Here is a 12,065-nt window from a genome sequence, read left to right on the forward strand (position 1 = left end):
AAAGAGATCTGGAGACACGCTGTAAACTTGAACACCATGTCTCCATGGTTTTTCCATGTAGTCATCGACTGGTTCAATAAACTTTTGAGCATGCATAACAAACTTTGAGGCTGCTTTAGGTGTGACAATATATGCGGTGGTACCACAAGTTCCAGCAGAGTAGCCCCCTAACATATGATTATCATCAATCGGTACGATTGGGGTGAATGCACACTTCTGAGTGGCAGACAACTTGATATAGTCATAAGTAGAAGTCAATGGAACGGCATGTTCGAGTACTCGCTTCAGCCCTTCTACGGGGTCGACGTTGTCTTCTAAGATGACGATCGGTTCATCAAGCTCAACACAGCGAACCCACAACTCGTAATGGCTTGCAAAGCAGGCGACTTCACTAGTTTTTAATTGATACCCTTTACGGCGTAGAGTAATGGTAGGACGACTTTTTTCTGAATGAAGAAAACGGTCAACAGAGCCATCTATTGCATCAAAAAATTCAAACGTAATGCCTTGTTGTTTTAACTTTTCTTCAATACGTTCTCGGCGATCCAGCGATCGAGCCAAGCTTACGACAAATACTTTCACTGCACTTTCCAGTCGCTGTTATATCTTGGTTTAAACAAATTGTAATAGTTATTGCCGTCTTCTTGAGAGTGCAGCAACTGTAGTACCCACATATATTGTTCGGGTTTATCACCGACAAAATATTCAATGGCTTCATTACAGGTACGAGCGTCTTGCTCTTCGCCTTTATCCAACTCAAACGCCGGTAAAATCTCAATATCAAACGTACCATCTTCAGTATTCATCGACGCAAATAGAGGCAGTACTTTTGAGCGTGATAGTTTCGCAATTTTGCCTAAACCAGGTAGCGTTGCTTTACGTGTTGCAAAAAAATCCACAAACACACTATGCTCTGGGCCGTGATCTTGATCAGGTAGATAATACCCTACATAGCCATCTCGAATGGATTTCAGAAAAGGCTTAATGCCACCTGAGCGTTCATAAACACGACCACCGTATTGGACCCTTTGCTTGTGCATCAGCCAGTCAGCAACATCATTCTTTTGCTTCTTCGCCATTGCAGAAACTGGCATTCCCATTGAAGCGAGCAAGATAGCAGGCACATCAATAGCCCAAGAGTGGGGAACCATTAAAATTACATTTTCGTTGCTATCAATGTGCTGTCGTAAAATGTCTAGGCCGCGAATTTGGCAACGGTTCTGAAGCCATTTTGGTGAGCGTAAACTTAGTAACCCGAAGCGAAAAAAGAACATGGCCGCTGTGTAGAGTGTTTTTTCTATCAAAGCTTCACGTTCTTGGAACGATTTTTCCGGAAAACACAGCTCAAAGTTAACCCTCGCTCGATGAGCTGGACCTTTGTGGGATTTAGACAGTTTTTTGGCTATGGTTTTCGCCAACCACTTTTGTAAACCCAGTGGCATTAATGATAACGGTAAAAATAAGATAACACCTAACCACGTGCCCCAGTACTTAGGCGACAGAAAGTGGCGCTTAAACTCAGGGTTATATGCTTTGGGGTCGAAGTCATCACGTTTTATTGTCATGGCGTGTCTAGTTACCTATTCGTGTACGGGCGAAGTGGTTTAAATGAGAAAAAGATAGTTAGGAATGATACAGGCTATTGCACTTGAGTAAAGGTGGCAGGTTATGGTTCTACCACCTTGTGGTGCTTAACTGTTTTGGATAGTTAAGTATTCGGCAACGCCTTCTGCAACTGTCTTGAATTCAACATCACAACCTGCGGTGCGCAGTTTGGTCAGATCCGCTTGTGTGAATTCTTGGTAAGCGCCTTTTAGGTGCTCAGGGAATGGGATGGTTTCAATTTGGCCTTTGCCATGATGCTTGATAACTGCTTTTGCTACCTCTTCAAAAGATTCAGCACGGCCAGTACCACAGTTAAAAATGCCTGATACGCCGTTTTCTAAGAACCACAGGTTTACTTTACATACATCACCAACGTAAACGAAGTCGCGTTTGAATGATTCGCTGCCCGCGAACAATTTAGGATTTTCACCTGCGTTAAGTTGGTTGTTTAGGTGGAATGCAACTGATGCCATGCTACCTTTGTGGTCTTCACGTGGGCCATATACGTTGAAGTAGCGGAAGCCGGTGATTTGAGAAAGGGTCTCACCATGTTCTTCAGCATCTTGCCATAGGCGACGAACGTAGTTATCAAACTGCTGTTTCGAGTAACCGTATACATTCAGTGCGCCTTCGTATTCGCGTTCTTCAACGAAAGTCTCTGTATCGCCGTAAGTGGCTGCTGAAGAAGCGTATAGGAATGGAATCTCGCGATCTAAACAGTAATGCAGCAGCTCTTTAGAGTACTCATAATTGTTTAGCATCATGTACTTACCATCCCACTCAGTCGTTGCAGAACAAGCACCTTCGTGGAAAATTGCCTCAATCGGACCAAAATCATCGCCCGCCATAATTTGGGTCAGAAAGTCGTCACGATCCATGTAATCTGTGATGTCCAGATCAACTAAGTTCTTAAACTTTTTGCCATTTTTTAGGTTGTCGACAACCAGGATATCGTTAATACCAGCTTCGTTTAGTGCTTTAACAATGTTGCTGCCGATCATGCCAGCGCCACCAGTTACGATGATCATAGAACTTCCACCATAGATTAAAATTTTCTCAGGAATTCTAGCAAGAAACGAAAAGTAGCGCTATTGGAAGCAGGAAGATAGGTTTGAGTCTTCTATACTCAGTATCTAGATATGAAAAAGGGAGCCGCAGCTCCCTTGATTACTTTATTATTCCACATCCGAACGGTTAGGCCTTTGATACCAAGGATTTCGCTCGTCGGTCAACTCAATCAAGCTGTATTTACGTCCGAGTTTCTGTCCTCCGTCACGAGTAAGAGGCTGCCAACTAAAGTTCGCACGATTGTTGCTTGGCTTAACGGTCATGATGTCAAATGGAATCGACAAGTAGAAACCTTTGGTAAAACTACCTTCACCAAATTCATCCGCAGACAAGTCTGTAAATGAGGCAAAGGCGCCAGCAATTACGCCACTCTTGAACTGCTTAGAAACATTGATTTGTGTACCAACATCGCCAGCTAGGAACTGACCAACATCGACTTGGATCATCAAATCTTGTAGGAATTCCCATTGAGGGTAGTAGTAACCAGATACAAAACCAGTGAAGCCTTTATCAATAACTTGGAACGGACGTCCATATTCTGGCACGTTTTGCCATTTCTCGTCGTAAACACCGAAGTAACTTTGTGGATCACGTTGAGAAATTACGTTGACGTCAGCGCCAATCGCCCAGTTAGCTCCTTGCGGTCGGTAAAGAAACTCGGTACCAACTCCGGCAAACATGCTCTCCAGATAACCCGCGTAGAATTGCTGATCCATCGTATCGGAATACTCTTGGAACCAAGTCAATTGTAAGTTTGACATGGTTACAGCATGTTCATTTTGGTAAGCGCGGAACATGGTGCGAACACGAGGAACGGTAGTGCCATCAGGTGGAGTGACATAAATAAACTTATCGTAGTTGTTATACCAATCCCAGTATAACGAACCGCCAATTTCAAGGTTGTCCGTCAGCCAGTATGAGGCATTACCGCTTAGCCCTACACTAAAGAGATAGAAATCTTCAGCGTTTCCGAGAGTTTGAACTAGTTTAGGTGCAAAGCCCCAATCAAAACGTTCAAAACCATCGTAGATAGATTCTCCCGTTGGCTTAGTAGTAGCCCTTGAGGTTGCATCTTCTATTTTCGGATTGATGTAATTAACTTGGGCAAAGTCGCGATATTTCTCTTTGGAAATAATCGTTTGTTCGCCGACTAAGCCTCGGCTACGTTCATTGATCGCATAGGTATCAATATCGTCAGGCATTTCATTATGGAGTACAGCTGCCGCTTTTTCGTGTGCCTCTGTACGGTCACGATATTTCTTCTGCTCACCAACGACAGTTACTGTATTGTCATCAACATAAATACGCGTGTTTTGGTAACCAGCAATTTTGTCTAAATCTTCTGTTACACGTTCCCAATCAACATCAGACAGTTCTTCAGGCTGGCTATCTTCGATTTCTGGTGTTGGTGTATCTCGCCAGAATGATGGCATGTCATTGAAATTAGTGTTTAGCGTTAAGCCCGCGACCAACGTGTCTCCGCGTTCATAACTTAAACGAAAATCGGCCATTCCGATACGGTAGAGCACACCAAAGTTCCATGGCGTGTGGGGAGACATATCTACACCGGCCTGAACTACAGGGTAGTCTGTGCTGTAATCGTTACCGTCGTATTCAAGCTTGAAGCGAAGAGGCTTATGAAGAGTCTGATATTCAATACCACCAAAAAGGGCAGCAGGGCCTTTAAAGGCTCTATCGAAGTTAGTTGTTCCGCCAGTAGATAGAAATTCTGAAGGTCTATCGCAGAATTTGTCTGATGCTTTACAAAAAGGGTTTGTGACCGTATCTCTAGTTCCTAGGTAGCCCCAGCCCATACCTAAAGTAAAATCAAAAGTACCTAATTTCGAATTAGAATATCGTTTTGTCGCTGCAAGAAACTCAGCATCAAAAAGACCAGTACCAGCAAAGTCTCGTACCCCTAGGGCGATTTCTGGCATGTATTCAGATTCTTCCCATAATCTAAATTTAAAATCTATCCCCTTGTCTGTATATTCATTGTCAACATCGGGGAAGGATGATGAATAAGGCAGGTCGTTAACTTGAGTGTAACGGATGGTTGTTTCTAGCCACGGCATAAGTTGCAGAGTCACATTGTAAAAAAGGTACTCATCACTACCTGTTACAGAAAAGTTGAATTCCCCTTCAGGAGCCATACGTCCGGTTGGCATCTGCATTAAACCAACACCACCAAAATCAGATTGAGAAGGCTGTAACGAGGGAGCCTCAAAGGGTATATCTTGAGCCCAAACCAATGCAGGGCCCATTAAAGAAAGGGTTAAGCTTTTTCTAATTGGCATCATTGTGGTCTCTTTGTGGAGCTTGGTATCAATTGAGTGAGTAGGCGGACAATATCTTGGTCCATTTCGGAGTATTCAAGATCACCAAACGGAATATATACCAATGTCAGAGGTGGTAAGTAATATTGTGTCGTTAACCAAGCTCCGTGATGCGGCTTAACTACGTGACCATCTGGGTAGATCAACACTGGCGGTGTTGATAACGCACCAATGTTATTTTTCAAATTCTCTATTTGTCTTTGCAAAGGGATGCCTGCTTGCGCCTTAACGGAATACACGCTACTTAGGTTTCCTAAGTAATACACTTTTTCTTCGCGTAGAGGGCTAGCGAGCAGGTAATCGCCGCGCAACAGTGGGTTGTCGAATTTATCTAGTCGAATTTTATCAACATCGATCGCAGACAGTAAACGCGGTGCAAAGCTTTGCTGCTGAATGAACTTGTAGAATGGATGTGCGACCAAATTGTGTTGAATCATTTGATTGAGCACCGAGTTCTTTAAAGCGGTAGAGGTTTTCTCGGCGCGTTCCGATTTATCAAACAAAGTGGTACCAAGAGAGTATTGCAGAGAGACGCTTTGCTCCCTAGCAAGTGCTAACACACTTTCTAAACGAGCCGGCCCTTGAAATTGTAGCCGTTTGCCTGCTTCTAGCAATTCAACATTTAATGGTTGCATAGCAGAGGTTTCTGTTTGAGCGAAGCTAGGCATGCTCAAAAGCGGTATGACCAAACCGAATAATGTGAGTAGTTGCTTGCTCATGATTTGCTATATCCCTTCAAAATGGTTAACTCAACCGGAATCATATTTGGCCCTAGGTGTTGTAAGGTTTTAACGACCTGACCCTGTTCATTGACCCAATAGTAGTTTTCGACCGATTGAGAAAGACTGCTAAACTCAACAACTTCTTTATATACGTTGGTCATAGTGCTAGAAATAGGTGTTGTTAACGTTTCTTGGCCTGAGTAAGAACGCGTTATATTTGCAGGAAAGCCATAACGGTATTGTGTTGCCCAATCGTATGAAAGTGTGTAGTTGACAGAGGTTGAGTCTAAAGAAAAACCTGGAACGTCACCGTAAACACCTGCTAAGTCCCCACTCTGTAGACCAATCGTTTTGACGATATGCCCATTCTCCGTAACGATCATAGCTTTGTCAGCACTTACCCATTTCAGTTGTATTTTTCCATTGAGAGGGTTTCGTTCCGCAAAAGCTAAAACAACAAACACCTGTTTTTGATTTCCAAGTTTCAAATAGGCACTGGCATAAGGAACTGCATTTATTTCTTCTGATGTCATCTCGACATCGATGTAGTTACCGTAGGCTTCTTGGACGGTTGCTGAAACATCATTGAATTTCTGTGTGCAGCCAAAGAGTACAAGGAGTAATGGAAGAATGAGAAGTTGGCGTATCCATTTAGGTATTCGGAAGATATTCATTATTCCCTCTTACAAATAAAATCGCCCTGAGTCATTCAGGGCGATTGGCTTCTGTTCTACAAAACGAAATTAGTTCGAAGTAGAAGTAGAAGTAGATGTTGAAGTAGATGTTGAGTCGCTATCTGACGCTGCAACTGCTACTACAGTTACTGCTGCTGCTGCGCCTACACCTACAGCTGTAGTGCCAGTTGCTGACGCAGAAGCTGTGCCTGTTGAGCCTGCTTCTTCTGCTGCAAATGCAGTTGTTGCGCTTAGAGCCATAAGAATAGCTAGAGCTGTATTCTTCATTATTAATCCTTGTGTATCCGGTATAAAAACATCGATGTTTGGTAGCATAAAAAATGCTCCAAATTATATTCTAGATAAAAAAGCCTTAGCATGTAAATAGTTTCTTATTTTGCCATGGCTTATGATCTCATTTCTAACACCAGCGTGACATTGCGCGGTTATCTTGCTCCCTTGCTTGCTGATAAACTATCAAGAGTGCATAATTTGTCGGTCTATTTCCTCCAGAACTAGAGGTTTGGAGGAAATAGGTCGTTTTTACTTACACCATATAGAAAGCGATACAGTGGCTTACGCTCAACGCCTCAGGGCGGTAGCGTGCCAACTCTTCAGTATTTAATGGCCTGCATAGCACGCTTAACTTTGCTTTGGCAGCCCATATTATTACCAGTACTAGGGACTTTTACGTGATAAGAAAGCAGCATTGTTTGGGAATACTTGGTGCACTGGGCTTGAGCCTGAGTTCTTTTTCAGCGTCAGCCGATTTTTATGCTGGTGCGTTAGTGAGCTACTCAAATGCAGAATTGAAAAGCTCGTCTTCTGAGTCCGTAAAAGAGGGGAGTCCTTTCCTTCTTAGTGCGCAAGCAGGGTACTTCTTTAATGACTACATTGGTCTCGAAGGACGTTATGGGACATCAGTTCAACGTGACAGTGGTCTTGCCGTTGATAGCGCTTTGAGCGGCTTTGTTAAGTTGAATATGCCGGTTTCAGAGCGAGTAGCACTTTATGGTTTAGCTGGGTATTCAAGCGTTCAGCTTGATCTACAAAATGTAGGTTCTCACAAAGAACAAGGATTTAGTTTTGGGTTAGGTATGCACTACGCTTTAAATAACCAAAGCGCGGTGATATTTGAGTTCGTTGATAACGTCTCTGAAGACCAAGTTCGCCTTAACTCGATTACATTGGGTTTTCAGCACCGTTTCTAATTTAAATACCTAGAGCTCAAACTTGGGACTAGGGTCTTTTATTCAATTATTATAGTGACATACCATGTTTAAAGGATATTTCTCTATTGCCGCTTTTATATTGGCAAGTACGTTTGCGTCTTATTCAATGGCACAAACACCCACTCCAGAACAAATGAAAATGTTTCAAAATCTACCCGCCGACCAACAAAAGGCCTTGGCGAGTAAGTATGGTTTCTCCATTCCTTCTAGTTCATCTTCAAACAAGTCTCCTTACGAAAATCCGCAAGTAATCCAACCTAGAACTGAAGCTAGTAGCGCTGTATCTTCCAATATCGAAGAACAATGGCTCAAAAAAGGTGAGCAGGAAGAGCTTAAACGTTTTGGTTTAGATCTTTTTGCTGGTTCTCCAAGCACTTTTGCTCCGATCAGTGATGTTCCTGTGCCGGCAAATTACACCGTGGGTGCAGGTGATGAAATCATTGTGCAGTTGTTTGGTAAGGAGAATGAAACGCATCGTTTACGCGTAAATCGTGCGGGCACAATCAACTTCCCCTCACTTGGGCCGGTAAATGTTGCTGGCATGCACTTTTCTGATGTTCGAGACTCTCTGACGCAACGTGTAAAAGAGCAAATGATTGGTGTGCGCAGTGATATCTCATTGGGTGAATTACGCACCATGCAAGTGTTTGTAATGGGGGATGCATATAAACCTGGTGCCTACACGGTTAGCGCATTAACGACAATTTCACAAGCTATCTATTACAGTGGCGGTTTTGGTGAAAGTGGGGCCCTAAGAGATATCCAACTAAAGCGTGATGGTAAAATCATTCGTAAGTTGGATATGTATGACCTGTTACTAAAAGGTGATGCAAGTAATGATGTGCGCTTACTACCGGATGATGTTGTTTTAATTGGTTCTGTTAACGATACGGTGTCTATAGAAGGCGAGATCAACCGTCCGGCAATTTATGAAGTCAAGGCCGGTGAAACTTACCAACAACTTATTCAGATGGCAGGTGGTTTTACCGCGAATGCTCATGTCGAGCAGTTGGAGATAAAACGCTACGCTCCACATGGCGCTCGTGAGGCTCTGACGCTTGATTTCAATAAAACGCAAGATCGACAGAGTAAAGTTAAAAATGGCGACGTCATCAAGATCTTGAAAAAAAGCGAAGAGCTTACACGATATGTTCAAATTGAAGGTGATGTCAGACACCCTGGTTATGTAGAGTGGCATCAAAGTTTACGTATTGCTGATTTGTTTAAATCTGTCGACTCCGCATTCAATGCGACTGCTGATGTTAACTACGCCGTTGTTGTTCGAGAAGTTAATACTCAACGTGATATAGAAGTATTTCAGATAAACCTCGCGAACGCGATTTTATCTCCTAACAGCAAAGACAATATGTCCCTGCGTTCTCGTGATCGAGTTCTAGTCTTCAACCGTTTCAATAACGAAGATTTAGATACACTTGCTAACGATGAAGAAATTACAAAAGCGAAAACACTCGAGCAAGCCCAAAAACAGGCGGAGATGGAGCAACAGAAAGAGCAACAACAGATGAGCTCGTCTGTTGCAATGATTAATAACCCAATTGGTTCTGTAATCGCAGGTAATAATCCGCAACAAACTAGTTTCAATAACCAACAGAATCATGTTGGCTGGAACCAGCAAGAAAGAGAAGAAAGAAAAATTATTTTCCGCGGTAAGGAAATTACAGAAGAAGACTTTGAAAAGCTTAAGCAAAACACTCGTCGTACTTTACTTGCACCAGTCTTGTTACAACTTCAACAACAGTCTCGTTTGGGACTAGCCCCTCAAATTGCTGAAGTATTTGGTGAAGTTAAGCATCCAGGGCGCTACCCGATTACTCCAAGAATGACGGTATCAACGCTTCTTGAAGCTGCTGGTGGTTTGACTTACAACGCATTCACAATTAATGCAGAACTAGCGCGAACCACGATTAATAGTGCGGATGAACGTGCATATATTGATGTTGAACGTATTGATTTGCGTAAAGCAATCCAAGGCAGCGCTTCGGACAATGCAATTATTGTAGGCCGAGATCGTTTGAACATCCTAGAAAAGCCAAATGTGAAGCTACAAAGCACAGTCACTTTACAGGGTGAAGTTCGTTTCCCTGGCACCTATACGGTGCGTCAAGGTGAAACCCTAAGTGAGTTATTGGACCGAGCGGGTGGCCTAACCGAGTTTGCTCACCCTCAAGGTGCAATTTTTACTCGTGAAGCTTTACGTCTACAGGAGCAAAAGCTACTGAACCAGTATGCAGCAGATATGCGCGCAGAAACTGCGAAGAAAACATTCAGGGCAGACAGCAATATTGGCTCAGTAATTACCGATCCTCAGAAAACACTAACTTTTGTAGAAGAAGCAAGCAAAAGTAAGGCTCTAGGTCGTATAGTCGTACAGCTCAACCGTATTCTTGATGGAGAACGTTCAGCAGACTTTATGCTAGAAGATGGGGACTTCCTCTTTGTTCCAACTTTCCGAAACACAGTATCAATTATGGGAGAAGTTCAGGTTCCAATTACCTACTTGTTGGACAAAAAACTTGACGTCGATGATTACCTGAACAAAGCGGGTGGTGCTAAAAAGCAAGCCGACGAAGACCGCATTTTTGTAGTACGTGCTGATGGTTCAGTTTACAAACCAACGTCTGGTTATTGGTTCGGAAACAATAAAGAAGGGTTAAAAGCTGGCGATACTATTGTTGTGCCAATTGACACCGATTACCGTGATGCATTAAGTACTTGGACAGCGGCGACACAAATACTCTATCAAACTGGCGTTGCAATTAATGCACTAAAATAGCAGACAAAGAGGGGCTGAGAGACCTATTCTCAGCTCCAATTTTATTAATGTCATCTTTAATGGCTCTATTCTGAGAATGCAACAAACTAGTAAATGCTTGTGTGTTCCCTTTACTTACAAATCTTCTAGCTAGCTCTACACTAGACTCGGAGTCAGTAGGATTTAGAATTTCATGGAATCAAAAAAAGAATCATATCCAAGTCACCTAGCGTACTCTTCTTCTCTTTCAACAAGTTCGAGCGATGAAATCGATTTTCGAGAGTTATTTACGGAGTTATGGAAAGGGAAATGGATCATAATAATTTCCACGTTTGTATTTGCAGTTGGCTCAGTGTTGTATTCATTGAGCTTAAGCAATATATATAAAGCAGATATACTGCTGGCACCTGCAGAAAGTTCGAGTGGTGGTAATTTATCTAATATGGCAGGGCAACTAGGTGGTTTAGCTGCTTTAGCCGGTGTTAACTTAGGAGGGGCGGAGCTTTCTCAAGCTGATCTTGCTGTACAGGTCATGAGGTCTCGTCAATTCATCGAGGGGTTCATAGATAAACACAATTTATTAATTCCATTGATGGCAGCAAAGGATTGGGACTTAGCTAAAGATGAACTGATTTTAGATGATGAAATCTATGATCAAAGCTCTGAAAAGTGGTTAAGAAAACCAGAAGGGTTACGAGGTTCAAAACCTACAGCCCAAGAAGCTTATGATGTATTTAGAAACGAAACGTTTAGTGTTGCTCAAAATAAGGAGACTAATCTCTATACGATAACTGTTAAACACTACTCTCCTTACATTGCTCAGAAGTGGGTTAATTGGCTGATAGAAGATATTAACAGTGTCATGCGTGAAAGAACGATAGCAGAGGCTTCTCAAAACTTAGCTTACCTGAACATTCAGTTACAAAAGACAGCAGTAGCAGAAATGCAAAGCACCTTCTACAAGTTGATTGAAGAACAAACTAAAAGGTTAATGCTTGCTGAAGTCCAAGATGAGTTTGTTTTCAAAACGATAGATCCGGCAGTTGCTCCCGAAGTTAAAGATGGTCCAAGTAGAGCAATAATCTGCATGCTAGGTACAATCTTTGGAGGGTTGATCGGTATTGCGATAGTGTTTCTACGTTTTATTCTTAAAAAGAATACAAACAACAGTATAAGTGATTGAAATAGACCTTCCGTACACATAGTAAATATTATCTTGAAGTAGAAAAATGAAAGAAGAAGCGATTAAAACTGTAGGCGTAATTACTATGCATAAGGTAATAAACTACGGTTCATTTTTACAGGCATATGCAACCCAATATGTTATTGAAAAGTTAGGGCATAAATGTGAAATTATAGATTATGATTTCCCTAATGAATGGCATTTTAAAAGGGGGGTTAATGGTTCTGTTGGGCTTAAAAAGCATATCTCAAATATGATTCATAGTTTTGGTATTAAACCTGGTCATCGAAAAAAAATAAAAATTAACAAAGCTGTAAATCAGTATTTGAATCTATCCAGAAGGTATAGAACCCCATCTGAAATAAAGAGTAACCCACCAATATATGATGTTTACCTTACCGGAAGTGATCAAACTTGGAACCCTAAACACACTAAGGGTGATGATACATTTCTTTTGAACTTTGCACCAAAA

Annotated in this window: 10 protein-coding genes and 2 pseudogenes; 5 read left to right on the forward strand and 7 right to left on the reverse strand. The window is 42.2% G+C overall.

Annotated features, from left to right (window positions below; genetic code table 11):
* The 7 genes from CAG68_RS01310 to CAG68_RS01340 all read right to left on the reverse strand — a co-directional run.
* The coding region (locus CAG68_RS01310) for a glycosyltransferase family 25 protein (RefSeq protein WP_161440702.1) at positions 1–582 on the reverse strand (582 nt) is incomplete at its 3' end.
* Positions 579–1,565, reverse strand: coding sequence for a lauroyl-Kdo(2)-lipid IV(A) myristoyltransferase (lpxM, locus tag CAG68_RS01315; protein ID WP_005379461.1), 987 nt, complete (start codon positions 1,563–1,565; stop codon positions 579–581). The genes lpxM and CAG68_RS01310, both read right to left, overlap by 4 nt.
* 126 nt (positions 1,566–1,691) lie before the next feature.
* Entirely contained in the window at positions 1,692–2,633 is a 942-nt protein-coding gene (gene rfaD, locus CAG68_RS01320; protein ID WP_005379462.1) for an ADP-glyceromanno-heptose 6-epimerase, read from the reverse strand.
* 147 nt (positions 2,634–2,780) lie between these two features.
* Positions 2,781–4,973, reverse strand: a complete 2,193-nt coding sequence (locus CAG68_RS01325) for a YjbH domain-containing protein (RefSeq protein WP_161440703.1) — start codon at positions 4,971–4,973, stop codon at positions 2,781–2,783.
* The gene (locus CAG68_RS01330) at positions 4,970–5,728 is read right to left on the reverse strand and encodes a capsule biosynthesis GfcC family protein (protein ID WP_161440704.1); all 759 of its coding nucleotides are present in this window, start codon (positions 5,726–5,728) and stop codon (positions 4,970–4,972) included. Before CAG68_RS01330 ends, CAG68_RS01325 begins: the two co-directional genes overlap by 4 nt.
* Positions 5,725–6,405: a YjbF family lipoprotein gene (locus CAG68_RS01335; RefSeq protein WP_054729019.1), complete on the reverse strand. Its 681-nt coding sequence runs from the start codon at positions 6,403–6,405 to the stop codon at positions 5,725–5,727. Before CAG68_RS01335 ends, CAG68_RS01330 begins: the two co-directional genes overlap by 4 nt.
* A gap of 69 nt (positions 6,406–6,474) precedes the next feature.
* Positions 6,475–6,693: a hypothetical protein gene (locus CAG68_RS01340; RefSeq protein WP_031780921.1), complete on the reverse strand. Its 219-nt coding sequence runs from the start codon at positions 6,691–6,693 to the stop codon at positions 6,475–6,477.
* A 404-nt stretch (positions 6,694–7,097) separates the two neighbouring features.
* On the opposite strand from CAG68_RS01340, the gene CAG68_RS01345 reads away from it, so the two are divergent.
* The 5 genes and pseudogenes from CAG68_RS01345 to CAG68_RS01360 all read left to right on the forward strand — a co-directional run.
* A complete protein-coding gene (locus tag CAG68_RS01345) occupies positions 7,098–7,616 on the forward strand; it encodes an outer membrane beta-barrel protein (protein ID WP_017820722.1) in 519 nt (172 codons plus the stop codon).
* A gap of 64 nt (positions 7,617–7,680) precedes the next feature.
* Positions 7,681–9,181, forward strand: a pseudogene (locus CAG68_RS22540) (SLBB domain-containing protein); the annotation flags it as partial.
* 104 nt (positions 9,182–9,285) lie between these two features.
* Positions 9,286–10,431 (forward strand): annotated as a pseudogene (locus tag CAG68_RS22545) (SLBB domain-containing protein); the annotation flags it as partial.
* A gap of 172 nt (positions 10,432–10,603) precedes the next feature.
* Positions 10,604–11,593 (forward strand): Wzz/FepE/Etk N-terminal domain-containing protein, encoded by a 990-nt coding sequence (locus CAG68_RS01355; protein WP_161440705.1) that lies wholly within the window; start codon positions 10,604–10,606, stop codon positions 11,591–11,593.
* A 46-nt stretch (positions 11,594–11,639) separates the two neighbouring features.
* Positions 11,640–12,065, forward strand: a 426-nt coding sequence (locus CAG68_RS01360; protein WP_161440706.1) for a polysaccharide pyruvyl transferase family protein, incomplete at its 3' end; no start/stop codon positions are given.

The sequence above is a fragment of the Vibrio sp. V42_P2S4T144 genome (assembly GCF_009904715.1).
In the GTDB taxonomy this organism is placed as follows: Bacteria; Pseudomonadota; Gammaproteobacteria; order Enterobacterales; family Vibrionaceae; genus Vibrio; species Vibrio alginolyticus.

Coding starts and splice junctions, on each gene's coding strand:
- lpxM (WP_005379461.1), bottom strand. CDS start 1,565: ATGACAATAAAACGTGATGACTTCGACCCCAAAGCATATAACCCTGAG.
- CAG68_RS01330 (WP_161440704.1), bottom strand. CDS start 5,728: ATGAGCAAGCAACTACTCACATTATTCGGTTTGGTCATACCGCTTTTG.
- rfaD (WP_005379462.1), bottom strand. CDS start 2,633: ATGATCATCGTAACTGGTGGCGCTGGCATGATCGGCAGCAACATTGTT.
- CAG68_RS01340 (WP_031780921.1), bottom strand. CDS start 6,693: ATGAAGAATACAGCTCTAGCTATTCTTATGGCTCTAAGCGCAACAACT.
- CAG68_RS01355 (WP_161440705.1), top strand. CDS start 10,604: ATGGAATCAAAAAAAGAATCATATCCAAGTCACCTAGCGTACTCTTCT.
- CAG68_RS01335 (WP_054729019.1), bottom strand. CDS start 6,405: ATGAATATCTTCCGAATACCTAAATGGATACGCCAACTTCTCATTCTT.
- CAG68_RS01325 (WP_161440703.1), bottom strand. CDS start 4,973: ATGATGCCAATTAGAAAAAGCTTAACCCTTTCTTTAATGGGCCCTGCA.